This window comes from Salinarimonas sp., assembly GCF_046292825.1.
GTDB lineage: Bacteria > Pseudomonadota > Alphaproteobacteria > Rhizobiales > Beijerinckiaceae > Salinarimonas.
The window spans coordinates 119,345-145,595 of sequence record NZ_JBKBQG010000004.1; the positions used below are offsets into that span (position 1 = coordinate 119,345).

Genomic DNA, 26,251 nt, shown 5'->3' on the forward strand with positions numbered 1-26,251 from the left:
AACACGACGTGCCAGTCGCAGCCTGTAGGCTGCGTTTCTCCGACGAAGGCTGCCCGACGGGAGCGGAACGAGCGCGGCATGCGCGCTCGAACGCTCGTCGAGGGTATGGGTGCCGGGTCCGCTTCGCGGCCCGGGATGACAGCGTTGGAATGGATTCCAACCCGTGGTGCGAAGGAGAGGGAGCGCGCCGTTTCGGTCGCGCGAGCCTGCGCGCGGAGCGCCCTCACCCCCGGCCCCTCTCCCGTCCGGGAGAGGGGGGAGCGTCGCGTCGCTCATCCTCAGCCCTCCGCGAGCCCGCGAAACAGGAAGGTCTTGCCCGACTTGTAATCGTAGCTCGGGTCCTCCCAGGCGATCATCTTGCCGGGGTTGAGGAGGCCCTGCGGGTCGGCCTCGCGCTTGAAGGCGAGCTGGACCTCGTCGGTCTGCTTCATGCCGCCCTCTTCCAGCGTGTAGCGGTGCGGGTTGAAGATCGGCGCGCCCATCTCCTCGTGGATCGCCATGATCTCCTCGAGCCGCTCCTCGCTCGTGAAGCGCACGAGCGGCAGGCCGAAGCAGGTGACCTTGCCGTCGAACTTCACGAATTCGAGATGCGCCGGCAATTCGTCGCCGAAGCGCTCGTGGATGCGCGCGACGAGCTCGACCTGGTTGGGGAAGGGATAGAGCACCTGCAGATAGGTGACCGTCGGGTCGTCGCGAAGCGCGCGCAATGTGGTGTGGTTCCAGGACAGCTCGAAGACCGGCGGCAGCCCCTTCGCCTCCTCCGGCGAGAGCGTATCCGAGCGCATCAGCAATTCGGCGCCCTTGTGCCGGCGAACCAGAGCGAGGAACGGATCGAGCGCGAAATCGGCCACCATCGCCATGACGAGATGCTTCTCGCGCGGCAGGAATTTCTGGTGGCGCTTGAAATGGTCGTGCGGAACGGGCGCGGCGACGACGGCGAGTTCCTTGAGAAGCAGCCCGTCCTGCTCGCCGAGCATGTTGGCGAGCTCGGCCGCGCCGCGCAGCGTCTCGCAGCCGACGATCACGTCGACCCAGGCATAAGCCGGCGCGAGCGGCATCTCGACCTTGGTGATGATGCCGTTCGTACCGTAGGCGTGCGAGACCTTGTGGAGATCGTCCCCGCCGAGCGTCAGCACGCGCGGGCTCGCCTCCATCGTCACCACCTCGAGCGAGACGATGTTGCCCGCATCCCGCAAGCCGCCCCAGCGGATCGAGCCGATGCCGCCCGAGCCGCCGGCGATGAAGCCGCCGATCGAGGCGGTGTGGTAGGTCGAGGGATGCAGCCGCATCTCCTGGCGCGAATCGGCGCGCGTGACCTTGTCGATCGCCGCGATCACGGCGCCGGGCTCGGCGACGACGCGCCCGTGGCCGATCTCGAGCACCTGCGCGAAGCCGGAGAGGTCGAGCACGATCCCGCCCGAGAGCGGCATCGCCTGCCCGTAATTGCCGGTGCCGGTGCCGCGCGGCGTGACCGGGATGCCGAGCGCGTGGGCGGCCGCGAGCGTCGCGATCACCTCGTCGCGGGTCTTGGGCGAGACCACGATGTCGCCCGTCACCGATTCGAGCTGGCGCTTGAGGGTCGGCGAGTACCAGAAGAAGTCGCGGCTCTTCTGCTTGACGAGCGCCGGGTTCTCCTCGGTCCTGATGCCGGAGAGGCGCGCCTTCAGGCCCTCGATGTCGTAGCGTCCGCTCATGCTCGCTCCTCGCGCTCGTCCTCGACGCGGCTGTTCTTCTCAGAGGCCGACGATATCGTCCAGCTCGGAATAATCGGGGGGCGTGTTGTCGATCGCGCGCCCGGCCACGACGATCGTCCGGTCGGATTGCGGGCGCGACAGGAGCTCCGTCATCGCCCGCGCCCGCACGATCACGAGATCCGCCGGGTCGCCGGCTTCGAGCCGCCCGTGGCGATCGAGCCCCATCACGTCGGCGGGCGTCGCGGCGACCGTGCGCAGCCAATTGCGGTCGGAATGGTCGAGATGGCAGATCCGCGTCGCCTCGCGGAAGACCTCGAGGAGATCGAGGTCGCCATAGGCGTAGAACGGGTCGCGCGTGTTGTCGGAGGCGACCATCACGGGGATGCCGGCCGCCTTCAATTCGTGCAGCGGCGCGACCCCGCGCAGCCGCGGCGTGCGCCCGCTCGCGCGATCCTGGAGATATTGGTTGCACATCGGCAGGGAGACGACGGCGAGCCGCGCCTCGCAGGCGAGATCGATGGTGCGGGCGAGATCGTCCTCGTCCATGGTCGCGAGCGCGCAGCAATGGCCGCACAGGATCTTGCCGCGGAAGCGGTTGCGGATCGCGGCCTGCGCGATGCGCGAAAGCGTGCGGGCGTCCGGCGCGAGGCTCTCGTCGACGTGCAGGTCGACGTCGAGCCCCTCCGCGGCGGCGGCCTGGAACAGGCGGTCGAGCGCGGCGTCGAGCTTCGCATCGGGCGCCGCTCCGAGATAGGTCACGCCGCCGAGCACGCCCTCGTAGCGCGCGACCGTCTCGACGATCGCGCGGAATTGCGGCTCGTCGTCGAGAACGAGGTCGATCGGCAGAAGCGCGGTCGCCTGCAGCGCGATCACGCCGGCCCAGTTCTCGCGCATCTCCGCGAAGACGGGCCAGGAGATCGCGGTCTGCTTGCCGATCGAATCGAGATGGGTGCGGATCGCGCCCGTGCCGTGGGCGAGCGCGCAGCGCAGGGCGAAATCCATGCGGCGGGCGACGTCCTGCGCGCTCCAATTCGCCTCGCGGTCCGCCTCCGCCGCCGCGAGCGCGCCCATGAAGCTGCCGTCCGGGTTGCGGCGGCGCGGCCAGATGTGGCCCTTGTCGAGATGGGTGTGGATGTCGACGAGCCGCGGCAGGACGATCGCCCCGCCGCAATCGACGCGCGGCACGTCCTCCCCGTCGAGGTGGAAGCCGCCGGCGGGCGCGAGGCTCGCGATCCGCCCGTTCTCGATCATGACGTCGATGCGCATGAACCCGTCGGCATCGGCGGCGACGCCGCCGGCGGAGACGAGGCAGGCCGGCGCGCGCGCGTTCTCGAGCCGGAAGGCGCGAGCGTCGGGAAGGGGGAGGAAGCCGCGGGCCATCTCAGCGCTCCCGCTTCAGAGCGCTCTCGTGCCAGCGCCGCAAGAGGAGATGCGAGAGCGCCGACATCGCGAGGAAGATCACGACGCCCGTCACCGAGAGGAGCGCGAGCGCGGCGAACAGGCGGGGGATGTTGAGCCGGAACTGGCTCTCGATGATGCGATAGGCGAGCCCCGACCCCGCCCCCGCCGACCCCGCCGCGATCTCGGCGACGACAGCGCCGATGAGCGCGAGCCCGCCGGCGATCTTGAGGCCGGCGAGGAAATAGGGCAGGGCGGCCGGCGCGCGCAGATACCAGAGCGCCTTCACCCGCGACAGGAAGCGCCCGACCCGGGGCGGCGCCCATTTCGGCCGGGTCGAGCCGTAGAGGTCGAACAGCTCGAGCAGGTTGCGGTCGACCGATTGCAGGCCGAGCGTCGTGTTCGACAGGATCGGGAAGAAGGCGACGATCCAGGCGCAGGTGAGGACGGCGGCCTCCTGCGGCATGTAGATGAGGAGGAGCGGCGAGATCGCGACGACCGGCGTCACCTGCAGGACGACGGCATAGGGATAGAGCGAATATTCGACGATCCGCGACAGCGACAGGAGCACCGCGAGCGACACGCCGCCGAGGACCGCGAGCGCGAGGCCGAGGAAGGTCGTCCGCAAGGTCTGCAGCAGCGAGCCGAACAGGAGCGGCCAATCCGCGATCAGCGTCGCCCAGATCCGGCTCGGCGCGGGCAGGATGAAATGGGGGACGTTGTAGGCGACGACGTAGCTCTCCCACCCGAGCAGGAGGAGCGCGAACAGGCCGAGCGGCAGGGCGATCTTGAGAACGCGGCCGAAATCGCGCTTCTCGGCGGGAGCGGCCGCGGCGGAGGGAGCCTCGACGGAGGTCGGCATGGAGCGGGTCGTCAGGTCGGTGGTCGCCATCGGGCCCTCCTTCACAGATGCTCGTCGGCGCCCATCGCGCCGTGGAGGGCGGCGCTCGTGCGCCGGCACAGATCCGCGTAGAGCGCCGTCGTGCGGAAGCTCTCGTCGCGGGGGGAGGGCTCGTCCACCGGGATCTCGGCGACGATGCGCCCGGGGCGAGCCGCCATCACCACGATTCGCGTCGAGAGATAGACGCTCTCGTAGACCGAATGGGTGACGAACACGATCGTGCAGCCGAATTCCTTCTGCAGCCGCAGGAGATCGTCGTTCAGCTTGAAGCGGGTGATCTCGTCGAGCGCGGCGAAGGGCTCGTCCATGAGCAGGATCTTGGGCCGCAGCGACAGCGCGCGGGCGATCGAGACGCGCATCTTCATGCCGCCGGAGAGCTCGCGCGGATAGGCGTGCGCGAATTTGTCGAGGCCCACGAGGGCGAGGCAGGAGGCGATCGCGCCCTGCGCCTCCCGCCGCGAGACGCCGCGCAGGCGAAGCGGCAGGAAGACGTTGTCGGCGACGTTCGCCCAGGGCATCAGGGTCGGCTCCTGGAAGACGAAGCCGATGTCGCCGCGATGGTCGTCCCCGTCCGCCGCGCCCGGCCAGACCACCCGCCCGCGCGAGGGATCGACGAGGCCGGCGAGGATTCGCAGCGCCGTCGACTTCCCGCAGCCGGAGGGACCGAGCAGCGACACGAATTCCTGTCCGCGTATGTCGAGGTCGAGCCCGGACAGAGCGACCGTGCCGTTGGCGAAGGTCTTGTCGACGCCCTCGAGCGAGACGAGCGTCTGCCCGGCGCGGACGGGGCGGGGCGGCGAATCGGCGCGGGCGGTCGTTACGGTCACGGGCATCGGCTGCGTCCGGCGGCGCGGGGGAAGCGACCGGGCGCGCCGCCGCACGCCCGGCCGACCTCTTCCTACGCGGTCTTCACTGCGGGCGCAGCTCGATTCCGACCTTCGCGTTGACGAAATCGAGCATGTAGGCCTGGCGGAAATCGAGGTCCGCCGGGAACAGGCCCGCAGCGACCATGCGGTTGAAGAAGCTCTCCATCCGGGCGTCGGTCATGGCGCCGATGCCGAGCTCCAGCGTGTCGCCCGAATCGACGATGCCGTATTCCTTGAGCTTCTCGATCGAATACTCGATCTTCTCGAGCGTCATCTCCGGATTGTCGGCGAGGATCAGCTCGTTGGCGGCGGCATTGTCGCCGTAGAGATAATTGTACCAGCCGAGGATCGAGCCCTCGACGAAGCAGCGCACCACTTCCGGGTCGCTCTCGACCAGTTCGCGGCGCGTCTCGATCGTGGTGGAATAGGTGTCGAAGCCGTAATCGGCGAGCAGGAACACGTTCGGCGTGAAGCCGGCCTCCTGCTCGATGGCGAAGGGCTCGGAGGTCAGGTAGCCCTGCTGGACCGCGCGCGGATTGGCGAGGAAGGGCGCCGGGTTGAAGGTGTAGGGCTGGGTGTTCGCCTCCGAGAAGCCGTGCTCGACGATCAGCCACTGATAGAAGGTCGCGAGGCCCTCGCGGCCCACCAGGATCGCCGGGCTCTCGCGCAGGCTCTCGAAGGTGTCGAACTCGCCCGGATGCGACATCAGGATCTGCGGATCCTTCTGGAACATCGCGGCGACGACGATCGTCGGAATCTCCTCCTGGATCGCGGAGAAGGCCTGGATCATGTTGCCGCCCATGTAGAAGTCGATCCGCCCGACGGGGAGCAGCATGCGGTTGTTCGCCTGCGGCCCGCCGGGGACGATCTCGACGTCGAGCCCGCACGCGGCGTAGGTGCCGTCGGCGACCGCCTGGTAGAAGCCGCCGTGCTCGGCCTGGGCGACCCAGTTGGTGCCGAAGCGGACCTGCCGGAGGTCCTGCGCCGCCAGGGGCCCGGCGAGGAGCGCGAGGCCGGAGGCGGCGCACGCGAGCGTCGCGATGGTGTGAAGCTTCATCTGCCTAACCCTGCCTGTTCAAGTGCCTAAACTCTGGGCAATCCCGCCGCGCGGGCCCCTCAGTCTTGCGAGGCGCGCACGAGCTTGGCAAGGGTCGTGCCGTTGGGAGAGGGGTGCGACGGATGGCGTCGTCCACCGCGACGGTCTCCCGCGCCCCGCCGGGCCGGGGAGCGCACGCCTCGGCGTCCTGCCTGCGTTGGCCGAAGGCGGTGCGGCCGCTCTCCTTCGCCTGGGCGTTCGTTAATCTTTCGCAGGTTGTCATCCCGGGCCGCGAAGCGGACCCGGGACCCATAAACTCGACGACAGGTTCGAGCGCGCATGCCGCGCTCGTTCCGCTACATTCGGGCAGCTTCCGCCGGAGAAACGCAGCCTACAGGCTGCGACTGAGACGTCGTGGTTCTGGGTCCCGGATCGCCTTCGGCGTCCGGGATGACACCGCAACGTTTGAAACGCCTAGGCTCGAGCGGGATGGGAGACCGTCGAACTCGTCGGCGGCCCCGATCGTAGGGAGAGGGATCGCCGGGTCCGCACGTCACGTCGGGCGAAGGGTTTGGGCCCCCCTCGCCGGGAGCATCCGCGTCAGCGTCGCGTCGCGGACGACCAGATGGTGCATGAGCGCGCCGGCGACGTGGAGCGCGAGGAGGGCGAGGAGCACGATCGCGACGCGTCCGTGCAGCGCGCGCGGCGGATAGGCGTCGAAGGCGCCGGGCAGCGGCGCGAGGCCCTCCCCGAACAGGGGCGCTCCGGCCCCCGACAAGACCATCATGCCGATGCCGGAGACGCCGAGCGCCAGGAGCGCGACGATCAGCGCGCCGTGGACGATCCGCGCGGCGCGCCTCTGCCATTCGGGCGCGGGCAGCGTCGCCGGCCGCTCCCGCTCGCCGAAGACGCGCCAGGCGACGCGGGCGAGGGTCAGAGCGAGCGCGAGGAGACCGATCGCGACATGGGCGCGGTAGAGCCCCACCCGCGCCGCGCCCTCAGTCGCCTGCATCGCAAATCCCATCGGGACGAGAGCGAGGATCGCGCCCGCGCTGCCCCAATGCAGCGCGATCGCGACGCTGCCGTACCGCTCTTGCGTGCTGCGCATCGTCATGGCTTCGTTCCTCGTCCGGCGGATATAGACAGCATGCTATGCAAATGCCGTCGGCTCGGCGAGAGCGGACGAATGCGTAGGCGAAAAGGGGAGGTCGCATGGACGAGGCCGAAAAGGAGGAGGCGGCGCACGCCTTCGAGAAGGAGCGCTCGGCGGGCTATCTCGCCAACCACCTCGCGCGCCTGTTCGCCCATCGGCTCGCCCGCGCGCTCGCGCCGCACGGTCTGGCCCCGGCGCAATTCATGGCGCTCCTCGAACTGTGGCGCGAGGAAGGGCTCACCCAGGCCGATCTCGTGACCCGGCTCGACGTCGAGCAGGCGACGCTCGCCGCCACGCTCGCCCGCATGGTCCGCGACGGCCTCGTGACGAGCGAGCCCCATGCCCACGATCGCCGCGCCCGCGCCTTGCGGCTCACCGAGCGCGCCCGCGCGCTCGAGGCCCCCGCCAAGGAGGCCGCGGCGGCGGTGAACCGCGAGGCGCTCGCCGCGCTCGCGCCGCAGGAGCGCGCGCTGCTCGTCGCGTTGATGGGCAAGCTCGTCGCCGGCATGCGCGCGTGACGCGCCGTCTCCCTTCTCGCGACGGAGGCGGGGTCGGCCGAGGGCGAGCGCGCCCACGCGCCGGCCCCGCTTCGCATCCGCCCGGGACGCGCGGTTCGCTCTCCATGCATGGCTGGGCTTCGCCTCGCGCGATTGCGCCCGCGCGCGCCGCAGCGTAACCGTTGCCGATTCGAGATCGCATGCGAGACGCGACGGGAGGCCCATGAGCGAGGCGCGAGGAGCCGACAGCCCGCCCGTGACCCGTGCCGGCCTCGTCCTCGGCGCGCGCCGGTGCCTGCCGCTCCTGCCGGGCATCGTGGTGTTCGGCACGGCCTTCGGCGCGGCCGCCGCGCAGAAGGGTCTCGACGTCTGGCTGACCCTGTCCCTCTCCGCCTTCGTGTTCGCGGGCGCCTCGCAGATGGTGGCGCTCGAGATCTGGCAGGAGACCTGGACGCCGGCGACGTTCCTCACGCTGGTCGCCGTCACGGCCACGATCAACGCGCGCATGGCGCTCATGGGCGCCGCGCTGGCGCCGCACGTGAGCGCGATGCCCAGGCCCCTGCAGCCGTTGAACTTCTTCCTCCTCACCGACGCGAGCTGGCTCGTGGCGATGCGCTACCACCAGGTCGATCGCGGCACCGATCTCGGCGTGGTGCTCGGCGCGGGCCTCACCATGTGGGTGGTCTGGATCGTCGCCACGCTGCCGGGCTTCCTCGCGGGCGCCCTGGTCGAGCGGCCGGAGGCCTTCGGGCTCGATCTCGTCATGCCGGTCTTCTTCTCGGTGATGCTCGTGCCGCTCTGGAAGGGCGCGCGCGCCGCGATCCCCTGGCTGGTCGCCGGCGCCGTTTCCCTCGCGACGAGCCTGCTCGTCGAAGGCTACCTGTTCATCATCGTCGGCGCCCTGTCGGGCGCGCTCGCGGGGGCGCTGATCGATGAGCGTCGTTGACGGGCTCCTCGCGAGCGGCGTGGGCGACTACGTCGCGATCCTCGGCATGGTCGCCGCGACCTATGCCTGCCGCGCGGGCGGCTTCCTGTTCATGGCCCGCGTGCGGGTGACGCCGCGCATCGAGCGGGCGCTGAAGGCGCTGCCGGGATCGATCGTGGTCGCCACGATCCTGCCGATCGCCGCCTCGTCCGGCGCGCCCGCTCTGATGGGGCTCGCCGCCGCCGTCGCGGTGATGGCGGCGACGCGCGTCGAGCTCGTCGGCGTGGTCACGGGCCTCGGCGTCGTCGCGATCGCCCGCGCGCTCGGCCTGTGATCAATTGCGCATCCGTTCGTTCCAGATCCGCTCGCCGACCAGGCAATCGACCCGACGGCGATCGCTCGCCCGCTGAACAAGGCTCTTCTCGGGGCGCAGGCCCGCGATCTCGAGCACGATCTTGGTGCGGATCGCCTCCACGAGCTGGTTGCGCTCGCGCACGGGGATCATGAAGGCGCCGGGCCCGCCGATCACGCAATCCTCGTAATATTCGTCGAGATTGGGGATGTCGAAGGCGCTCGGCGCCTTGAGCATCAAGGGCAGGCCGTTGATCGTCGCCCCCCGCGCCAAAGCCGCGTCGCGGGCCTGCTCGACGGGGCGTCCGTCGTTGTTGGGTCCGTCGCCGGCGATGTCGATCACCTCGCGCAAGGGCACGACGTCCGATTGGTCGAGGAGGCCGACCGCGAAGTCGATCGCCCCGGAGACCGAGGTGCGCCGCGCGCGGCGTATCGGGTGCGCGGCGAGCTCGTCGGCGAACCGTTCCGCGGCCTCGGGTCCGTCGATCAGCGTCCACGGCACCAGGAGGTACCGGTCGGTGTAGCTCGCCCACTCGAAATAGGTGACGGCGATCTTGCCGATCAGACCGCGATCGATCGCGGCATGCACCTCGGGCGAGCGCATCGCCTTGACGAAGCCCTCGCGCTGCAGCTCGAGCTCGTCCATGTCCATCGAGAAGGAGATGTCGACGCCGAGAACGAGTGCGACGTCGACCTCCACCTCCGCCCGCGCCGGGCGCAGCCAGAGAAGGCTCGCGACCACGACCGCGAGGAGAAGGACGGCCGGCCCGCTCGCAGAGCGGCCGCCGCGAAACGCACGTATCCACATAGTCGGCTCCTTCGTCGAGAAGAGGAGCCCCCCGGTGACGCGTCTGCCCTCCGCACGCCAAGCGAGGATCGTGCCACGCCATCCGATCGGGCGCAGCCGTGGTATTACGAGCTTGCCTGCCCTTTCCGCGGGCGGCCGGCGCCCTCACCCGAAGCGCGCGCGGATCTCCTCGACGATGGGCGCGACGCCGAAGCGGACGGGGTCCGTCGCGGGCAGGCCGTAGACGCGCGCGGTGCGCTCGAGCTCGGCGCGCGCCTCCTCCTCGGACAGAGCCTCCGTGTTCACCGCGATGCCGACGCAGCGGATCGCGGGGTTGGTCAGGCGCCCGAGCTGCACCGTCATCGCGATCACGTCGCCGATCGTCGGCAGCGGCGTCGCCACGCCGCGCATCGTGCGCCGCGTCGGCTCGTGGCAGACGACGAAGGCGTCCGGCTGCGCGCCGTGCAGGAGGCCGAGCGAGACGCCGGCGAAGGAGGGGTGGAAGAGCGAGCCCTGCCCCTCGATCAGGTCCCAGTGATTCGGGTCGGCCGCGGGCGAGATCCATTCGACGGCGCCCGAGATGAAGTCCGCGACGACCGCGTCGATGGCGACGCCGCGCCCGGAGATGAACACGCCCGTCTGGCCGGTCGCCTTGAAATCGGCGTCGAAGCCCGCCTCGCGCATGCCGCGCTCGAGCGCGAGCGCGGTGTATTTCTTGCCGACCGAGCAATCGGTCCCGACGGTGAGGAGCCGCAGGCCGGGCCGCTTGTCGCCCTTGCCGGTCGCGAAGCGCTCGCTCGAATGGCGCACGTCGAAGAGCTTGCGGCCGTTGCGCGCCGCCGCCTCGGCGATCGCGGGGATCGAGCCGAGGCGCGTGTGCAGGCCCGCCGCGACGTCGAGGCCGGCATCGAGCGCGGCGACGATCTCGCCGACCCAGCTCTCGGGGAGCACGCCGCCGGCATTGACGACGCCGATCACGAGCGTGCGCGCGCCCTTCTCGGCGGCCTCCGCGATGCTCATGTCGGGCAGTTTGGCGTCGGCCTTGCAGCCCGGCAGCCGCATCTGGCCGAGACACCACTCGCGCCGCCAATCGACGATGCCGAGGCCGGTCTTGGCGGCGAGCGCGTCGCGGGCGTCGCCGAGGAAGAGGAGATAGGGGTGGGCGATCTGCATGATGGTCTCTGCGTGGCGTTCGGTCGGGGCTGTCGGACGGGTGGCGGGGCCGGGGCTCAGTGCGCCATGAAGACGGGGATCTGCGCGTGGGCGAGGATGTGGCTCGTGGCGCCGCCGAAGATCATCTGCCGGATGCGGCTCTGGGTATAGGCCCCCTTGAACAGGAGGTCGCAGCCGATCTCGTCGGCATAGGCGAGAATCGCCTCGCCGGCATTGCGCTTCTCGGGGCCGATATGGACCGTCTCGACGGGCAGCCCGTGGCGGGCGAGCGCGCGGGCGAGATCGGCGCCGCTCGGGCCGGGCACCATGCCGCTCTCGGCGGTGAGCACGACGATGCGCTTCGCGCGCGCGAGGAGACCCATGCCCATGGCGATGACGTGAGCGGTCTCGGTCGAGCCGTTCCAGGCGATGACGATGGTGTCGCCGAGCGTCGGTCGCGCCGTCGGCGGCGCGATGATCACCGGGCGCCCGCCCTCGAACAAGACCGCCTCGAGCGTCGCCATGCGCGGCCCGGTCGGGCTCTGCGTCGGCCGGCCGAGCACCGTCACGTCGAAGATGCGCGCGTGCGAGCCGACGAACTCGTCCCCGGCCGGCGCGTCGGCGAGCCAGCGCCAGCGCGCGCCCTCGGCCGGGCCGGCGTCGCGGGCGACGTCGTTGGCCGCCATGAAGGTCTCGACGAGACGGCGGGCCTCCGCCTCGCTCTCGCCGTCGCCGCGTTCGTCCGCGGCCCAGGTGAGGCCCATCACCATGTCCACCGAGACGATCTCGGCGAGCGGCGGCTTCAGCGCGAACGCCTCGACATAGGAGCCGAAGCGCCGCGCGAAGGCGAGCGCCGTCTCCAGGGTCGCGCTCATGTGGTCGTGCGGCGCAACCGGCATGAGAACCGTCTTCATCCCGCGGGCCCCCTGTGCTTCGTTGCCCGCATCATTGACCGCGGCGCTGCGCACTGCAACAGCGATGCCGTGCGCGCGCGCGAAGTCCGCCGCGCGCGCGCGCCGATCAGCCCCGGTTCTTCCACTCCCGCAGCGCGCGGAACACCGCGCTCGCCGGGGCGCCGTCCTGGCCGACGCTCGCGGCGAGCGCCGGCTCGCCGGCCCGCAGGAAGGGATTGGTCGCCCGCTCCTCGCCGATCGTGGTCGAGCCGAACAGGCGGCCTTCGCTCTTGGCCGCGCGCGCCTCGGCGAGGCGGCGGGCGAGGGCCGGATTGTCCGGGTCGGCGCGGCTCGCGAATTCGGCATTGGCGAGGGTGTAATCGTGCCCGCAATGGGCGAGCGTGTCCTCCGGCAGCGCCGCGAGGCGCTCGAGCGCGCGGTGGAAGGTGTCGTAATCGCCCGAGAACACGCGCCCGCAACCCATCGGGAAGAGCACGTCGCCCGGCAGGACGAGCTTCTCGCCGGCGAAATGGTAGACGACGTGGTCGTCCGCGTGCCCCGGCGCATCCCAGACCTCCGCCTCGAGCGTGCCCACGCGCACGCGGTCGCCCTCGCCGACCCGCGTCTCGCCGCCGACGATCTCTGGCGTCTCGCGCGGCAGGACGACGCGCGCGCCGGTCTCGCGGGCGAGCTCGGCCACGCCCTGGACGTGGTCGGAATGGCCGTGCGTGACGAGGATGTCGGTGAGACGCCAGCCGCGTTCGGCGAGAGCCGTGCGCACGGCCGCGGCGTCGGGCACGTCGATCGCCGCGGTCGCGCCCCCGGCGGGATCGTGCACGAGGATGCCGACATTGTCGGACAGGCAGCGGAAGACGTGGGTTTCGACGGCTCGGGTCTCGACGGCTCGGGTCTCGACGGCCATGGCGGGGCTCTCCCTTTCGGCTCGGGTCTTGCTCGGCTCGGGTCGGGCGGCGTCGGCCTCTCCCGAGGCGGGCGTCCGCGAATCGACATCCGCATCGTCTATCACATGCGCGAGCCTATCGATTACGCGCACTGCCGCGTTATGGTTCGCGCGAGATCGGACACGAGAGAGACAGATGAGCAGGATCGAGACCGTCGCAACGACCCCCTTCGACGACCAGCGCCCCGGCACGTCGGGCTTGCGCAAGCGCACGCGCGTGTTCACGCAGCCGCATTACGTCGAGAATTTCGTCCAGGCGATCCTCGACGGCATCCCCGACAAGGCGTCGGCGACCCTGGTCGTGGGCGGCGACGGGCGCCATCTCGGGCGCGAGGTGACGCAGACCATCGTCGCCATGGCCGCGGGCAACGGGATCGGGCGCGTGCTCGTCGGCCAGGGCGGGCTCCTGTCGACGCCGGCCGCCTCCTGCGTGATCCGCAAGCACGGCGCCGCGGGCGGGATCGTGTTGTCGGCGAGCCACAATCCGGGCGGTCCCGACGGCGATTTCGGGATCAAGTTCAACGTCGCCCATGGCGGGCCGGCTCCCGAGAGCGTGACGGAGGCGATCCATGCCCGCGCGAGCGGCCTGCGCGAATACCGGATCGTCCGCGACGCCACGATCGACATCGACACGCTCGGGCCGACCCGTCTGCTCGACACGCGCGTCGAGGTGATCGACCCGGTGGCCGATTACGCCGCCCTTATGGAGACGTTCTTCGATTTCGAGGCCCTGCGCCGGCTCCTCGCGGGCGGTTTCCGGATGCGCTTCGACGCGATGAGCGCGATCACGGGGCCCTATGCCGTCGAGATCCTGGAGCGGCGCCTCGGCGCGCCGGCGGGAACGGTGGTCAACGCGACGCCGCTGCCCGATTTCGGCGGCCACCACCCCGATCCGAACCCCGTCCACGCCGCCGAGCTCGTCGCCCTGATGACGGGGCCCGACCCGCTCGACTTCGCCGCCGCCTCCGACGGCGACGGCGACCGCAACATGATCGTGGCGCCGGGCTTCTACGTCGCGCCGAGCGACAGCCTCGCGGTGCTCGCCGCGAACGCGACGGCCGCGCCGGGCCTCGCAAATGGCCTGCCGGGCGTCGCGCGCTCGATGCCGACGAGCCGGGCGGTGGACCGGGTCGCGCAGGCGCTCGGCATCCGCGTCTACGAGACGCCGACGGGGTGGAAATACTTCGCCAACCTGCTCGACGCGGGGCTGATCGGCCTGTGCGGCGAGGAGAGCGCCGGCACCGGCTCCTGGCACGTGCGCGAGAAGGACGGACTGTGGGCGGTGCTGCTCTGGCTCTCGATCCTCGCGAAGACCGGCACGCCCGCCGACGCCCTCGTGCGGGCGCATTGGGCGCGGTTCGGGCGGGACTACTACACGCGCCACGATTACGAGGCGCTCGACACGCAGGCGGCGGGCGCGCTGACGGCCGCCCTGCGCGCCCGCCTCCCCGAGCTCCCCGGCACGAGCGTGGCCGGCCTCACGATCGCGCAAGCCGACGATTTCACCTATACCGACCCCGTCGACGGCTCGGTGACGAAGGCGCAGGGCATCCGGATCGTGTTCGAGGAGGGCGCGCGCGCCGTCTTCCGGCTCTCCGGCACCGGCACCGAGGGGGCGACGCTGCGCGTCTATCTCGAGCGCTTCGAGCCGGACCCCGCCCGCCACGATCGCGACCCGCAGGAGGCCCTCGCGGCGGTGATCGCGGCCGCCCGCGAGATCGCGCAGATCGAGACGCGGACGGGCCGCAGCGCGCCGGACGTGACGTCCTGAGGCGCGAGTTCGGGCGCGATCACCCGTGGGGAGGTTTCGCGCCCGTCACCTCGTCGCGCAGAGCCCGCCGCAGCATCTTGCCGACATTGGTCTTCGGCAGGCTCTCGCGGAAGTGGATCTGGCGCGGGACCTTGTAGCCGGTGAGGTTCTCGCGGCACCAGGCGCGCACCTCTTCGGGCGTCAGCGTCGGGTCCTTGGGCACGATATAGGCCGCGGGCGCCTCGCCGGACTGCTCGTCGGGCAGCCCGATGACGGCCGCCTCCAACACCTTGGGATGGGCGGCGAGCACCTCCTCGACCTCGTTGGGATAGACGTTGAAGCCCGAGACCAGGATCATGTCCTTGATTCGGTCGACGATCCGCACGAGCCCGTCGGGCTCGATCGTGGCGATGTCGCCGGTGCGGAAATAGCCGCCCTCGGTCGTCACCTTCGCGGTCTCGTCCGGCCGGTTCCAGTAGCCGGCCATCACCTGGGGCCCCTTGACGCACAACTCGCCCGTCTCGCCCGCCGGCAGCACCGCGCCCTCGGCCGAGCGGATCTGCACGTCCGTCGAGGGCAGCGGATAGCCGATCGCGCCGGTGAATTCCTCGATGTCGAGCCGGTTCGCGGTGACGACGGGGGAGGTCTCGGACAGCCCGTAGCCCTCGACGATCGGCTTGCCGGTGAGCGCCTTCCACTTCTTGGCGACGGGCGCCTGCGTCGCCATCCCGCCCGAGATGCAGAAGGCGAGGCTCGAGAAGTCGACCGAGCCGATGTCCTTGTGGTTGGCGAGCGCGTTGTAGAGCGTGTTGACGAAGACCGTCATCGTGAAACGCTTCTTCTTGAGCGTCTTGACGAAGCCGTCGATGTCGCGCGGGTTGGCGATGAGGATCTGCTTGGCGCCCATGCGGGTCATGAACAGGCCGCAGGCGGTCAGCGCGAAGATGTGGTAGAGCGGCAGCGCCGTGATCATCACGTGGTCGGAGCGCTCGCCCGCGAAGGGCTTGAACCAGGCCTCGACCTGCAGGACGTTCGCCGCCACGTTGCGGTGGGTGAGCGTCGCGCCCTTGGCGACGCCCGTGGTGCCGCCCGTATATTGCAGGAAGGCGACGTCGTCGGCCCCGATCGGGACGCTCGCGAGCGGGCGCGCCGCGCCCTCCTTCAGGGCCTGCGTGAACCGGATCGCGCCCGGCAGCGAGAAGGGCTTGACCGCCTTCTTCACCCGGCGCGAGACGAAGTTGATCAGGTGTCCCTTCAGCCCGAGGAGGTCCCCCGGCGCCACGACGACGACGTGCTCGAGCGCCAGCCTGGGCGCCGCCTCCTCGACGGTGTGGCCGAAATTCTCCAGCACGAACAGCGTCTTCGCCCCCGAATCGTTCAATTGATGGGCGAGTTCGCGCGGCGTGTAGAGCGGGTTGACGTTGACGACGGTGTAGCCGCCGATCAGCACGCCGAACAGGATCGCCGGATAGGCCATCACGTTCGGCATCATGATCGCGACGCGGTCGCCCTTCCGCAGACCCCGCGCCTGAAGGAACGAGGCGACCGCCTCCGCCTGCCGGCCGAGCTCGGCGTAGGTCATCTCCTTGTCGAAGCTCTCGAGCGCGGGGCGCGGGCCGTAGGCCGCCACGGCATCGCGGAAGAGGTCCGCCAGCGTGCCGACGCTCATCGGGTCGATGCGCGTCGGGACGCCCTGCGGATAGCGGGCGTGCCACGGGCGTTGGGATTCGGGGGCGTGTTCCTTGGCGTCGAGAGCTGACACGACGTTCCTCCTCGTTCGAGTTTTCTTCGTGCGTCGTTCGGATTGCGGTGGGGGCGGCTGTCGGGATCTCCTCCTCGCGTGGCGGCGGCCGAGCGTGACGGCGCACGCGTCGGGGGATTGCATCGCGTCGATTGAAGCCCGCTCCGGACCGGTTTGTCGAGCCCGCACGTCGCAAACGCGCGTTTCAATGCCTATAATCCGCGAGAGAGCCGATATTTCCCACGCACCGACGGTCCGCCCCCTTGCCCAGACGATCGAAGACCTCCGACGAGACGCCCGCGACGCAACCCGGCGCGGGCCTGCCGAGCCGCGAGGAGGTCGTCGCCTTCGTGCGCGCCCAACCCGGCAAGGTCGGCAAGCGCGAGATCGCGCGCGCCTTCGGCATCAAGGGCGGCGACCGGGTCTTCCTCAAGCATCTCGTGCGCGAATTGGAGGACGAGGGGCTGATCGACCGGCGCCGCAAGAGCCTGTTCAAGGCCGGCGGCCTCGCCCCGGTCGTCCTCGCCGACATCCTGCGCCGCGACGCCGACGGCGAGCTCCTCGCCGAGCCGACCGATTGGGACGTGACCGACATGGGCCCCGCGCCCGCGATCCTCATCGAGCCTCCCCGCCGCAAGCGCCCCGGCGAGCCGGTGCCCGGCATCGACGATCGCGTGCTCGTGCGCGTCGCCGAGACCGGGGACGCGGAGGGGCCCGCTTATGTCGGTCGCGTGATCAAGATCCTCGACAAGCGGCGCTCGCAGCTGCTCGGCATCTTCAAGCCGTCGCCCTCCGGCGGCGGGCGCATCCTGCCCGTCGACAAGAAGAGCCACGGGCGCGAATTCCTCGTGCCGCGCGGCGCGGAGGGCGGTGCGCAGGAGGGCGATCTCGTCTCCGCGATCGTCGCGGGCGGGGGCGGGCGGCTCGGGCTCGCGGAGGCGAAGGTCCGCGAGCGGCTCGGCTCGATCAAGTCGGAGAAGGCGGTCTCGCTCATCGCGCTCCACGCCCACGGCATCCCCCACGTCTTCCCCGAGCGCGTGCTCGCCGAAGCACAGGCGGCGCAGCCCGTCGAGGCGCGCGGGCGCGAGGATTGGCGTGACCTGCCGCTCGTCACCATCGACCCGCCCGACGCCAAGGACCACGACGACGCCGTCCACGCCGCGCCCGATCCCGATCCGAACAATGCCGGCGGCCACGTGCTCACGGTCGCCATCGCCGACGTCGCGGCTTACGTGCGGCCGGGCTCGGCGCTCGATCGCGAGGCGCTCGCGCGCGGCAATTCGGTCTATTTCCCCGATCGCGTCGTGCCGATGCTGCCCGAGCGCATCTCGAACGACCTCTGCTCGCTGCGCCCGCACGAGGACCGCCCGGCGATCGCCGTGCGCATCGTCGTCGACGCGCAGGGCCGCAAGCGCCGCCATTCCTTCCACCGCATCCTGATGCGCTCGGCCGCGAAGCTCGCCTATGCCCAGGCGCAGGCGGCGATCGACGGCGCGCCGGACGACACGACCGGGCCGCTCCTCGAGAGCGTCCTGCGGCCGCTCTGGGCCGCCTACGAGGCGGTCGCGACCGCCCGCATCGCCCGCGCGCCGCTCGAACTCGATCTCCCCGAGCGCAAGATCGTGCTCAAGGAGGACGGCACGGTCGACCGCGTGCTCGTGCCCGAGCGGCTCGCCGCGCACAAGCTGATCGAGGAATTCATGATCCTCGCCAACGTCGCCGCGGCGGAGGTGCTCGAGGCAGCCAAGATCCCCTTCGTCTACCGCGCCCACGACGAGCCCTCCCTCGAGAAGATGCATGCGCTCGGCGAGGTGCTCGCCTCCGTCTCCCTGAAGCTGCCGAAAGCGGGCGCGCTGCGGCCGGCTCTGTTCAACCGGATCCTCGGCGCGGTCGAGGGCATGGAGCACGAGATCTTCGTCAACGAGGTGGTCCTGCGCACCCAGGCGCAGGCCGAGTACACGGCGGAGAATTACGGGCATTTCGGGCTCAATCTGCGCCGCTACGCGCATTTCACCTCGCCCATTCGCCGCTACGCCGATCTGATCGTCCACCGCGCGCTGATCTCCGCCCACGGATTCGGCAAGGACGGGCTGCCGGGCGACACGAATGCCGCGTCGCTGGCCGAGATCGCGGCGAGCATCTCGGCCTGCGAGCGGCGCGCGATGGCGGCCGAGCGCGAGACGATCGACCGGCTGATCGCCCACCACCTCGCGGGCCAGATCGGCGCGGAATTCCCCGGCCGGATCGCGGGGGTGACCAAAGCCGGGCTGTTCGTGAAGCTCGCCCAGACCGGCGCCGACGGCTTCGTGCCCGCCGCCACGATCGGCGCGGATTTTTACCGCTACGACGAGGCTGCGCACGCGCTCGTCGGCGATCGCACCGGCGAGACCTTCCGCCTCGGCGACGACGTCGTCGTGCGCCTGGTCGAGGCCGCCCCGGTCGCGGGGGCGCTGCGCTTCGAGCTCCTCTCGGAGGGCCGCGCCGGCACCCCCCACCACCGCGGCGGCCGCCGCTCGGGCCCCGCCCGCCCCACCCGCAACGGCCGCCCCCCGAGAAGCGGCGGCCCGACGAAGGTGCGGGTGAAGCGGGGGCGGTGAGGGGGGATCAGATCCCGAAGCCCGAGGTCGGGAGGTCGGGAGCGCGATTTCGAATCGTATGCTCGACGAGAAGGGGCGAGACGTCGTAATCGTCCGCGAGTGCCGTCACCATCTCCTCGTCGACGGGCCCGCCGGCACAGCGCTCGTGAACGGCAGCCACCGGAAAGAGCAGCTCCGCCGCGAAGGCTCGCTGCAGCTTCTGGCGAGCGGTGACGCTACGGGTCGTGGGGTAGAGGCGCTCGCTCAAGTCGCCGGACGCGATCAGGTCCCCGATCATCCGAGCCGTCTCGAAGCGGCGCGCTTGGGGGTGAGGCTTCGAGAGCAAGGCATGCAGGCGACCGTCGTCGCCGCGGACCGAGCCGCCGAACGGAAGGCCCTCACCGCTCGACGCACGCAGCCTGTCGACCGGCATGTCGAGCATCTCCGCGAGACGATCGGTGCCCAGCGGATCGGTGCCGAGGCCGAGTTGCGCACGGGCCTGCTCGGCGAGGCGGTAACCCCGCTCCCAGGGCTTCTCGGGTGCCTCCGAAGGCGTGACGTCGCCGAGGCGCACGCGCGCGAATTCCGCAGGGAGCGTGATCGAGACGCCGTTCCGCGAGAGCGCCTCGGCGAGCTTTCCGACGTCGGCAGCCGCGCGCGATCCAGATGCGGCGGCGACCTCCTCGACGGCTTGATGCCCCCACTCCTCGGCGAGGGAGAACAGGCCGTCGATCAACCCCTCGGGCGCCTCGTCCGGATCGTATCCCGCCATCGCCTCGAGCTTGCGGGCACGCGAGAGGTGCGGATCGCGCCGTTCCTCCAGGACCTCGCTCCAGAGGAGCACCAGGTTCGCGTCCGCATGCCCCATCGCGCGCAGGCGCTCCACGACGGGGGTGACGAGGCCGTCGACGAAACGCTCGAAATCCGCCGCTGCCACGGTCGTGTCGTAATCGACGAGGTAGCGGATCGCGCTCGATGCGCGGGTCTGACGCGCCTGGATCGTGACCCGCTCACCGTCGGTATCGAAAGTGATGTCGGGCCAGACGAAACCGCCGCCGGCGGCCGGAAGGCGATGGGCGAGCCGCCAGCCGATCGTCTCGCTCCGCGGCTCCCATCTGAGGCGCCACCAATTCTGCGCGAGCCAGCCGGCGAGCCGATGACCCGAGAGTCGTACGCGCGAGCGGACGGTCTTGGCCAGCAGGTCATCGACCTCGGTCAGGTAAAGCCCGTCCGCGACGATGGACAGCTCGGCCGCGGTGGCGCGTTCCACGGGATCGGCGTCGTCGCTCGCGAGCCATTCGAGGTCCGCAGAAAGAAATCCCCGCGCGAGAGTCACGGCCGATCCTTTCGGATACGTACCTTGCGTCCGCTCGGTATCGGAGGGGCAGCCGGCGGCGATCGCTCGTGCCACTTCTCGAAGACGAGAGCGGCGTGAGGGTTGTTCGGTTCCATAGGGTAGCCGTGATAGCTCCCTTGCACTTGGTTGTCGATCCGAGCCTCGACGACGCGACCGCTGTCGGTGACGGCCCAGATCTGCTTCGGCCAATCACCGTTGGGCGTCCGCGTCCGGCTGATCATGCTACGTCTTGCGCCCTCCCGCAGGAGGCGCGTTGCCTCCTCCCGTTTGAAGATCGAAACGTCGTCGCAGAGAGACCTGTCGAGCCGCGGCGCGGACGGTGGCTTCAAGCCGAAATTGCCGGGATTGCGCTTGTGGTGCGGGTTGCCGGCGTAGGAAACCAAGCGCGCGAGCGTCTCGGCTTGTCCATGCGGCAGCGGCTCCGCGAGATCCGGCTTCAGATAGTCGTTGGTGGATCGCCGCGGCAAGGTGTGCTCGTCCGGTCGTGGGTACCCTCCGGTTTCGTCTACCACGACCGCACCACCGCCGCAAACCATCACCCCGCCGCCGCCTCGACCGGCGCGCCCTCCTTCGGCCCCCGCCCGGCGCGGGCGGGCTTGGCGAGGCGGCGGACGTCGGAGGAGACGGCGATCTCGCCGCGCTCGGCATAGGACTCGTGATTGCGCTCGATCGCGTCGAGATCGTAGAGGTAATTCACCATCAGCCCCGCCGCCTGGGCGATGCCGCGCTCGGAGAGGTCGGCATCGGCATGGACGCGTTCGAGCCGCGCGCCGTTTCCGAGGTGGAAGCGGGCGACGGGGTCGAGCGGCTTGCCGCCGTGATCCTTCTCGTGGACGAGATAATGCGCGCACAACGCCCGCAGGGGCTCGCGCAGCGCCTCGCGGGCGGCCTCGTCCTCGGCGAGGCGGGACCGCGGGACCCGGGCGAGGATCGCGCGCGCCTGCCCGTCGATGCGGGTCTCGTCCGGATCGGCCAGCGCGCGGTCGAGGAAGCGCGCGAAGCCCGGCACCGGCGAGAGCGTGACGAAGGTCTTCAGCTGCGGCAGGTCGCGGCGCAGCTCCTCCACCACCTGCTTGATCAGGAACGAGCCGAAGGAGACGCCTGCGAGCCCGCGCTGGCAGTTCGAGATCGAGTAGAACACCGCGACCGAGGCCTCCGACGGCGCGATCGGGGTGCGGGCGCGCGCGAGCACGGGCGCGATCGCGCCGGGGATCTCGCGGGTGAGCGCCACCTCGACGAAGATCAGGGGCTCGTCGACGAGAGCGGGGTGGAAGAAGGCGTAGAGCCGCCGGTCGGGAGGCGCGAGGCGGTGCTTCAAGGCCTCGAGGCTCTCGAGATGGTGCACGGCCTCGTAGGCGACGATCTTCTCGAGCACGTTCGCGGGGCTCGTCCATTCGATCCGCCGCAAAGCGAGGAAGCCGCGGTTGAACCAGGAGGCGAAGAGGTGCCGGAAATCGGCGTCGACATCGGCGAGGCCGGCGGCGTCGAGGCTCGGATCGGCGCGTGCGTCGATCACGTCCTCGCGCATGCGCACCAGCGCGAGCGTGCCGCCAGGCGCGCGGTTGAGCTTGCGGAACAGCTCCTGGCGGCGCGGCTCGGCGGCGACGTGGAGCGCCATCGCGGCGCTCGGCGAGGGCGCGGCGCGATAGGCCTCGATCGCGGCGCCGACGGCGGCCTCGTCGGGACCGAAGCGCATCGCGAGGAGGCCGAGGAAGGCGCGGCGCGTCTCGAGCGGGGCGGCGGCGTAGGCCGCGATGAGATCGCCCGCCCGCGCCACGCCGGAGGCCTCGCCCGAGCCGCCGATCAGCTCCTCGGCGAGCGCCGCGAGCCCGCTCGCGCTCGACGGCGCGGCGCGCGACCCCGCCATCAGCGCCCGCCCGCGCTCTGCGATGCCGGCCAGCATCTCTGTGAAGAAGGAGATCGTCCCGCCTGCCATGGCCTGCCCCTCGCCGTTGGTCTCGCGCGATGATAACGCGCGAGACGCCGATCGGTGAGGGCTCGGCGCGTGCGACTTGCGGCGGGGGCGACGAAGTGTCGGGGCGGTGCACGAAAGCGGTGCCGGACGGTGCGCTCCCGGGGACGCGGGTCGCGGCAGGAGCGGTGGATGCGGGCCCCTTCCGCACGGGTGCGTCATTGAAAGGCCAGGCGGCGAGCGATATCTGTCCCCCTGGCGCGGGGCTGCCCGGCGCCGCCGAGTCGGTGGATGAGGACGAGCGCGCCGAGCGATGACACCAACGAGCCCGCCCGACGCGCCGCGACCCGGCCTCCCCGCCAAGGCGGGCAGCGAACCGACCGACGAGACGCTCCCGCGCCCCTCGCGCCGCTTCGCCTGGATCGGCACGGCGGCGAGCGTGGTCCTGTTCGCCGGCTCGATGGTCTTCCTCTATTTCGTCGTCTCCGAGCTCGAATGGGCGGAGGTGCGCGCGGCCTTCGTCGCGGCCGGCGCCGAGCAGCTCGGCTTCGCGCTCCTCTTCGTGACGATCTCCTACCTGCTCCTGACCTGCTACGACGCGCTCGCGCTCAAGCAATTGCGCATCAAGGTGCCCTACGCGACGACCGCGCTCGCCTCCTTCACGAGCTACGCGGTGAGCTTCAATCTCGGCTTCCCGCTCCTCACCGGCGGCACCGTGCGCTACTGGATCTACGCGCCCTGCGGCATGCGCGCGGCGAGCGTCGCGAGCCTCACCGTCATCGCCGGCATCACCTTCTGGCTCGGCATGGCGATCGTGCTCGTCTGGAGCCTGCTTACCGAGACCTCGGCCATCGCCGGGCTCACCCGCACCGGCGCGCGGCTCGTCGCCCTTGTCGGCGTCGGCTGCGCGGCGGCGCTCGTCGTCTACATGGTCTGGGTGTCGCTCGAGCGGCGGGCGGTGACGATCCAGGGCTTCCGGCTCGAATTGCCGGGCTTCCGGCTCTCGCTCGCGCAATCGCTCGTCGGCGCGGCGGAGGTCTGCGCGGCGGCGGCGGTGCTCTACGTCCTCTTGCCGGCCGGGCACGGCATGACTTTCGAGATCTTCCTCGCGATCTACGTCGTCGCGGTGATGCTCGGCATCGCCTCGCACGCGCCGGGCGGCCTCGGCGTGTTCGAGGCGACGATCCTGATCGCGCTCTCGCATCTGCCGGGCGAGCAGGTGGTCGGCGCGCTGCTCCTGTTCCGCATCGTCTATTACTTCCTGCCCTTCCTCGTCGCGCTCGCGCTGCTCGGCGCCTACGAGATCACGCGGCGGATCAAGGCTTTGCGCAACGTGCTCACGCCCAAGGAGCCGCTGCCGTGAGCCGGGAGGCCGCGCCGTCGGAGGCGCCGCCGGAGGCGTCGAGCGGCGGCGATCAGGCGGCCCCGCGGCGCGACACGAGGCGGGCGGTGGCGGCGGGCGCGCTCCTCGCTGCGACGATGGTGACGCTCGTCGCCGCCGCGACCGAGGGGCTCAATCTCTGGCTCGTCGCGTCGGTCCCCGTGGCGGTGATCGCCGCCGCCGCGCTCGTCGGCGAGCGCGCCCAAGCACGGCGCGTGCGCACCCTCGTCGCCGCGGGGCGCCGCCTCGCCATCGTCGAGGCGCTTCTCGCCAACATCCCCGATCCCGTGATCATGGTCGATCGCCGCGCCATCGTGCGCGAGGCGAACGCCGCCGCGCGCACGCTCCTGCCGGCCTTGAAGATCGGCCACCCGCTCTCCTTCGCCCTGCGCGTGCCCACCGTGCTCGACGGGATCGAGGCGGCCCTGAAGGGCGGCGAGCGGATCTCCGTCGAATATGCCGAGCGCGTGCCGACCGAGCGCGTCTTCGAGGTGCTGATCGGCCCGCTCGCCCCGCGCGAGGACGGCGAGCGTCCACCGGGCGGGGAGGCGGTGGTGCTGTTCTTCCGCGATCTCACCTCCGCGCGGCGGCTCGAGACCATGCGGGTCGATTTCGTGGCGAATGTCAGCCACGAGCTGCGCACCCCGCTCGCCTCGCTCCTCGGCTTCGTCGAGACGCTGCAGGGCCCCGCCCGCGACGATGCCGCCGCCCGCGAGCGCTTCCTCGGCATCATGCGCGACCAGGCGCTGCGCATGAAGCGGCTGATCGACGACCTCCTCCAGCTCTCGCGCATCGAGCTGCGCGCCCACGTCCAGCCCCAGAGCCCGGTCGATCTCGTGCTGATCGCCCGCGAGATGATCGAGACGCTCGCCGCCCGCGCGCAGGCCGCCGGGATGCGGGTCGATTTCGAGGCGCCCTCTGAGCCGGTCGTCGTGCCGGGCGACCGGGACGAGCTCCTGCGCGTCGTCGAGAACCTCGTCGAGAACGCGATCAAGTACGGCGAGGGCGGGGACCGAATCGAGGTGCGCATCGCCTGCGAGGGCGAGGGGCGCGCGCGCCTGCAGGTTCGCGATTTCGGCGCCGGCATCGCCGCCGACCACATCCCGCGCCTGACCGAGCGCTTCTACCGCGTCGATGCCGGGAAGAGCCGCGCCAAGGGCGGCACCGGTCTCGGGCTCGCCATCGTCAAGCACATCGTCGCCCGCCATCGCGGCCGCCTCGCGATCGAGAGCACGCCGGGGGAGGGGGCGCTGTTCACGGTCGAACTCCCGACGATCGCCCCGCGCGAGCGAGAACCCCTCTCCAGATAGGGAGAGGGGCAGGGGTGAGGGAATAGTGCATCCGGAAGAGCTCCACGCGTCGAGCGCCTGGGCGCGGAGCCTGGACCCCCACCCGTACGCCCTCACCCCCGACCCCTCTCCCATCCGGGAGAGGGGGGACGCGCCGTGCTTCATTCCATCTCCGCCAGGACGCGCTTGACGATCTTGATCGCGTGGTTGGCGGCGGGAACGCCGGCATAGATCGCGACGTGGAGCATCGCCTCGCGCAGGTCCTCGGGGGTCGCGCCGGTGTTGCGGGTGGCGCGCACGTGCAGCGCGAGCTCCTCGTCGCGACCGAGCGCGGCGAGAAGGGCGATCGTCACCATCGAGCGCTCGCGCAGGCTCCACTCGCCGCGCGACCAGACGTGCCCCCACGCCGCCTCGGTGATCATCGCCTGGAACGGCGCGTCGAAATCGGTCTTGGCCGCCTCGGCGCGGTCGACATGCGCGTCGCCGAGAACGCGGCGGCGGGTCGCCATGCCGGCCTCGGCCATGTCCGTCTTGCGCCCCGGGTCGCGTGCGCTCGTCATCGTCGGCTCTCCCTCGTCCGGCATGCGGATCTCGGCCTCCTCGATAGCGCCCTCGCGCGCGCTCGGGAACTGGGAACGATGGGGCGCGCGAACCCGTTCGCTTCGGGACCTCGACGCGCGAGAGAGGGAATGCATCCATGCCGCAGACCACGTCCGAGACCCTGACCCGAGACGACGTGCGCGCCCTCGTCGGCCCCGTCGACGACATCGTCGCGGCCGAGATCGTCGGCACCGGCGCCACCCGCGAGGAGCTCGCCCGCGCCTATGCCTGGGTGGAGAACAACGAGCCCATGCTCAACGAGGGCCGCCGTCTGCCGACCGGGCGCGAGGCCCGCCTCGTCGAGATCCTCGAAGAGGCCGCCGCCGAAGACGACGAGGCGGTCGCTCCGCCCGCAGCGACGCCGGGCGACGGCGAATAGGGAGGCGACGATGATCTTCCGCGACCGTCGCCAGGCCGGCGCGCGTCTCGCCGGGGCGCTCTCCGGCTTCGCCGGGCCCGATACAATCGTCCTGGCGCTGCCGCGCGGCGGGGTGCCGGTCGCGGCCGAGGTCGCCCGGGCGCTCGGCGCGCCCCTCGACCTCGTGATGGTGCGCAAGATCGGCGCCCCGGGCCACGAGGAATACGCGATCGGCGCGGTCGTCGACGGGGCCGATCCGCAGGTCGTCCTCGACGAGGACGCCGCGCGGCTCGCCGGCGCGGACACCGCCTATGTGGAGCGGGCGAAGGCGCAGGCGCTCGCCGAGATCGAGCGGCGGCGCGCGGCCTATCGCGGCGGGCGCGCGCCCGCCTCCGTCGCTGGCAAGACCGCGATCGTCGTCGACGACGGCATCGCCACCGGCGCGACCGCCAAGGCGGCCGTGCGGGCGCTGCGCAAGGCCGGTGCCGCGCGGACGATCCTCGCCGTGCCGATCGCCCCGGTCGAGACGGTGGAGGCGCTGCGCGAGGAGGCGGACGAGGTGGTGGCGCTCTCGATGCCCTACCCCTTCCACGCGGTGGGCCTCTATTACGACGACTTCTCGCAGACGAGCGACGAGGAGGTCGTCGCCGCCCTGCGCGACGCGTGAGGGCGG

The 26,251-nt window shown here is 71.1% G+C and carries 24 protein-coding genes; 9 read left to right on the forward strand and 15 right to left on the reverse strand.

The features are described 5' to 3' along the window. Positions 1-278: 278 nt before the first annotated feature. The 6 genes from ACK4UM_RS03850 to ACK4UM_RS03875 form a co-directional block, all read right to left on the reverse strand. Positions 279-1,694 (reverse strand): FAD-binding oxidoreductase, encoded by a 1,416-nt coding sequence (locus tag ACK4UM_RS03850; protein WP_409795879.1) that lies wholly within the window; start codon positions 1,692-1,694, stop codon positions 279-281. Between the two features lie 39 nt (positions 1,695-1,733). Beyond that, positions 1,734-3,074: a cytosine deaminase gene (locus ACK4UM_RS03855; protein WP_409795882.1), complete on the reverse strand. Its 1,341-nt coding sequence runs from the start codon at positions 3,072-3,074 to the stop codon at positions 1,734-1,736. A 1-nt stretch (position 3,075) separates the two neighbouring features. After that, positions 3,076-3,984, reverse strand: coding sequence for an ABC transporter permease (locus tag ACK4UM_RS03860; protein WP_409795885.1), 909 nt, complete (start codon positions 3,982-3,984; stop codon positions 3,076-3,078). A gap of 11 nt (positions 3,985-3,995) precedes the next feature. Continuing rightward, on the reverse strand, positions 3,996-4,826 hold the full coding sequence (locus tag ACK4UM_RS03865) for an ABC transporter ATP-binding protein (protein ID WP_409795888.1): 831 nt from the start codon (positions 4,824-4,826) through the stop codon (positions 3,996-3,998). Between the two features lie 76 nt (positions 4,827-4,902). Next, positions 4,903-5,916, reverse strand: coding sequence for an ABC transporter substrate-binding protein (locus tag ACK4UM_RS03870; RefSeq protein WP_409795891.1), 1,014 nt, complete (start codon positions 5,914-5,916; stop codon positions 4,903-4,905). A gap of 532 nt (positions 5,917-6,448) precedes the next feature. Then, entirely contained in the window at positions 6,449-7,009 is a 561-nt protein-coding gene (locus tag ACK4UM_RS03875; RefSeq protein WP_409795892.1) for a cytochrome b, read from the reverse strand. A gap of 98 nt (positions 7,010-7,107) precedes the next feature. On the opposite strand from ACK4UM_RS03875, the gene ACK4UM_RS03880 reads away from it, so the two are divergent. From ACK4UM_RS03880 to ACK4UM_RS03890, 3 genes are all read left to right on the forward strand, one after another. Continuing rightward, the gene (locus tag ACK4UM_RS03880) at positions 7,108-7,566 is read left to right on the forward strand and encodes a MarR family winged helix-turn-helix transcriptional regulator (RefSeq protein WP_409795895.1); all 459 of its coding nucleotides are present in this window, start codon (positions 7,108-7,110) and stop codon (positions 7,564-7,566) included. 202 nt (positions 7,567-7,768) lie between these two features. Further along, complete coding sequence (locus ACK4UM_RS03885; RefSeq protein ID WP_409795898.1) at positions 7,769-8,491, forward strand: AzlC family ABC transporter permease; 723 nt, start codon at positions 7,769-7,771, stop codon at positions 8,489-8,491. Then, positions 8,478-8,804, forward strand: a complete 327-nt coding sequence (locus ACK4UM_RS03890) for an AzlD family protein (RefSeq protein WP_409795900.1) — start codon at positions 8,478-8,480, stop codon at positions 8,802-8,804. Before ACK4UM_RS03885 ends, ACK4UM_RS03890 begins: the two co-directional genes overlap by 14 nt. On the opposite strand, the gene ACK4UM_RS03895 is transcribed toward ACK4UM_RS03890, so the two are convergent. From ACK4UM_RS03895 to gloB, 4 genes are all read right to left on the reverse strand, one after another. Continuing rightward, entirely contained in the window at positions 8,805-9,629 is an 825-nt protein-coding gene (locus ACK4UM_RS03895; RefSeq protein ID WP_409795903.1) for a DUF1194 domain-containing protein, read from the reverse strand. Positions 9,630-9,773: 144 nt separating this feature from the next. After that, on the reverse strand, positions 9,774-10,781 hold the full coding sequence (dgcN, locus tag ACK4UM_RS03900) for an N-acetyltransferase DgcN (RefSeq protein WP_409795906.1): 1,008 nt from the start codon (positions 10,779-10,781) through the stop codon (positions 9,774-9,776). A gap of 56 nt (positions 10,782-10,837) precedes the next feature. Then, a complete protein-coding gene (locus ACK4UM_RS03905) occupies positions 10,838-11,674 on the reverse strand; it encodes a universal stress protein (protein WP_409795909.1) in 837 nt (278 codons plus the stop codon). A 106-nt stretch (positions 11,675-11,780) separates the two neighbouring features. Further along, the gene (gene gloB, locus ACK4UM_RS03910) at positions 11,781-12,575 is read right to left on the reverse strand and encodes a hydroxyacylglutathione hydrolase (protein ID WP_409795911.1); all 795 of its coding nucleotides are present in this window, start codon (positions 12,573-12,575) and stop codon (positions 11,781-11,783) included. A gap of 175 nt (positions 12,576-12,750) precedes the next feature. On the opposite strand from gloB, the gene ACK4UM_RS03915 reads away from it, so the two are divergent. Beyond that, positions 12,751-14,385, forward strand: coding sequence for an alpha-D-glucose phosphate-specific phosphoglucomutase (locus ACK4UM_RS03915; RefSeq protein ID WP_409795914.1), 1,635 nt, complete (start codon positions 12,751-12,753; stop codon positions 14,383-14,385). A 19-nt stretch (positions 14,386-14,404) separates the two neighbouring features. Here ACK4UM_RS03915 and ACK4UM_RS03920 read toward each other — a convergent pair whose 3' ends face one another. After that, positions 14,405-16,126 carry an AMP-binding protein gene (locus tag ACK4UM_RS03920; RefSeq protein WP_409795917.1) on the reverse strand — a complete coding sequence of 574 codons (1,722 nt, stop codon included), beginning with the start codon at positions 16,124-16,126 and terminating at the stop codon, positions 14,405-14,407. A gap of 242 nt (positions 16,127-16,368) precedes the next feature. On the opposite strand from ACK4UM_RS03920, the gene rnr reads away from it, so the two are divergent. Then, a complete protein-coding gene (gene rnr, locus ACK4UM_RS03925) occupies positions 16,369-18,702 on the forward strand; it encodes a ribonuclease R (RefSeq protein ID WP_409795919.1) in 2,334 nt (777 codons plus the stop codon). 7 nt (positions 18,703-18,709) lie between these two features. On the opposite strand, the gene ACK4UM_RS03930 is transcribed toward rnr, so the two are convergent. From ACK4UM_RS03930 to ACK4UM_RS03940, 3 genes are all read right to left on the reverse strand, one after another. Continuing rightward, positions 18,710-19,951 (reverse strand): hypothetical protein, encoded by a 1,242-nt coding sequence (locus tag ACK4UM_RS03930; protein WP_409795922.1) that lies wholly within the window; start codon positions 19,949-19,951, stop codon positions 18,710-18,712. A gap of 62 nt (positions 19,952-20,013) precedes the next feature. Beyond that, positions 20,014-20,505 carry a hypothetical protein gene (locus ACK4UM_RS03935; protein ID WP_409795925.1) on the reverse strand — a complete coding sequence of 164 codons (492 nt, stop codon included), beginning with the start codon at positions 20,503-20,505 and terminating at the stop codon, positions 20,014-20,016. Between the two features lie 68 nt (positions 20,506-20,573). Beyond that, a complete protein-coding gene (locus ACK4UM_RS03940; RefSeq protein WP_409795927.1) occupies positions 20,574-21,974 on the reverse strand; it encodes a malonyl-CoA decarboxylase in 1,401 nt (466 codons plus the stop codon). Between the two features lie 289 nt (positions 21,975-22,263). On the opposite strand from ACK4UM_RS03940, the gene ACK4UM_RS03945 reads away from it, so the two are divergent. Beyond that, positions 22,264-23,313 carry a lysylphosphatidylglycerol synthase domain-containing protein gene (locus ACK4UM_RS03945; protein WP_409795929.1) on the forward strand — a complete coding sequence of 350 codons (1,050 nt, stop codon included), beginning with the start codon at positions 22,264-22,266 and terminating at the stop codon, positions 23,311-23,313. A 116-nt stretch (positions 23,314-23,429) separates the two neighbouring features. Beyond that, positions 23,430-24,641, forward strand: a complete 1,212-nt coding sequence (locus ACK4UM_RS03950; protein WP_409795996.1) for an ATP-binding protein — start codon at positions 23,430-23,432, stop codon at positions 24,639-24,641. Between the two features lie 140 nt (positions 24,642-24,781). Here ACK4UM_RS03950 and pcaC read toward each other — a convergent pair whose 3' ends face one another. Next, positions 24,782-25,180, reverse strand: coding sequence for a 4-carboxymuconolactone decarboxylase (pcaC, locus tag ACK4UM_RS03955; RefSeq protein WP_409795932.1), 399 nt, complete (start codon positions 25,178-25,180; stop codon positions 24,782-24,784). 137 nt (positions 25,181-25,317) lie between these two features. On the opposite strand from pcaC, the gene ACK4UM_RS03960 reads away from it, so the two are divergent. Then, positions 25,318-25,599 carry a hypothetical protein gene (locus ACK4UM_RS03960; protein ID WP_409795935.1) on the forward strand — a complete coding sequence of 94 codons (282 nt, stop codon included), beginning with the start codon at positions 25,318-25,320 and terminating at the stop codon, positions 25,597-25,599. A gap of 10 nt (positions 25,600-25,609) precedes the next feature. Then, positions 25,610-26,245, forward strand: a complete 636-nt coding sequence (locus ACK4UM_RS03965; protein WP_409795938.1) for a phosphoribosyltransferase — start codon at positions 25,610-25,612, stop codon at positions 26,243-26,245. The last annotated feature ends 6 nt before the right edge of the window (positions 26,246-26,251 follow it).

Bases quoted from the DNA above. Each gene is read 5' to 3' on its own strand.
- ACK4UM_RS03850 (WP_409795879.1), bottom strand. From the start codon at position 1,694: ATGAGCGGACGCTACGACATCGAGGGCCTGAAGGCGCGCCTCTCCGGC.
- ACK4UM_RS03855 (WP_409795882.1), bottom strand. From the start codon at position 3,074: ATGGCCCGCGGCTTCCTCCCCCTTCCCGACGCTCGCGCCTTCCGGCTC.
- ACK4UM_RS03860 (WP_409795885.1), bottom strand. From the start codon at position 3,984: ATGGCGACCACCGACCTGACGACCCGCTCCATGCCGACCTCCGTCGAG.
- ACK4UM_RS03865 (WP_409795888.1), bottom strand. From the start codon at position 4,826: ATGCCCGTGACCGTAACGACCGCCCGCGCCGATTCGCCGCCCCGCCCC.
- ACK4UM_RS03870 (WP_409795891.1), bottom strand. From the start codon at position 5,916: ATGAAGCTTCACACCATCGCGACGCTCGCGTGCGCCGCCTCCGGCCTC.
- ACK4UM_RS03875 (WP_409795892.1), bottom strand. From the start codon at position 7,009: ATGACGATGCGCAGCACGCAAGAGCGGTACGGCAGCGTCGCGATCGCG.
- ACK4UM_RS03880 (WP_409795895.1), top strand. From the start codon at position 7,108: ATGGACGAGGCCGAAAAGGAGGAGGCGGCGCACGCCTTCGAGAAGGAG.
- ACK4UM_RS03885 (WP_409795898.1), top strand. From the start codon at position 7,769: ATGAGCGAGGCGCGAGGAGCCGACAGCCCGCCCGTGACCCGTGCCGGC.
- ACK4UM_RS03890 (WP_409795900.1), top strand. From the start codon at position 8,478: ATGAGCGTCGTTGACGGGCTCCTCGCGAGCGGCGTGGGCGACTACGTC.
- ACK4UM_RS03895 (WP_409795903.1), bottom strand. From the start codon at position 9,629: ATGTGGATACGTGCGTTTCGCGGCGGCCGCTCTGCGAGCGGGCCGGCC.
- dgcN (WP_409795906.1), bottom strand. From the start codon at position 10,781: ATGCAGATCGCCCACCCCTATCTCCTCTTCCTCGGCGACGCCCGCGAC.
- ACK4UM_RS03905 (WP_409795909.1), bottom strand. From the start codon at position 11,674: ATGAAGACGGTTCTCATGCCGGTTGCGCCGCACGACCACATGAGCGCG.
- gloB (WP_409795911.1), bottom strand. From the start codon at position 12,575: ATGGCCGTCGAGACCCGAGCCGTCGAGACCCGAGCCGTCGAAACCCAC.
- ACK4UM_RS03915 (WP_409795914.1), top strand. From the start codon at position 12,751: ATGAGCAGGATCGAGACCGTCGCAACGACCCCCTTCGACGACCAGCGC.
- ACK4UM_RS03940 (WP_409795927.1), bottom strand. From the start codon at position 21,974: ATGGCAGGCGGGACGATCTCCTTCTTCACAGAGATGCTGGCCGGCATC.
- ACK4UM_RS03945 (WP_409795929.1), top strand. From the start codon at position 22,264: ATGACACCAACGAGCCCGCCCGACGCGCCGCGACCCGGCCTCCCCGCC.
- ACK4UM_RS03950 (WP_409795996.1), top strand. From the start codon at position 23,430: ATGGTGACGCTCGTCGCCGCCGCGACCGAGGGGCTCAATCTCTGGCTC.
- pcaC (WP_409795932.1), bottom strand. From the start codon at position 25,180: ATGACGAGCGCACGCGACCCGGGGCGCAAGACGGACATGGCCGAGGCC.
- ACK4UM_RS03960 (WP_409795935.1), top strand. From the start codon at position 25,318: ATGCCGCAGACCACGTCCGAGACCCTGACCCGAGACGACGTGCGCGCC.
- ACK4UM_RS03965 (WP_409795938.1), top strand. From the start codon at position 25,610: ATGATCTTCCGCGACCGTCGCCAGGCCGGCGCGCGTCTCGCCGGGGCG.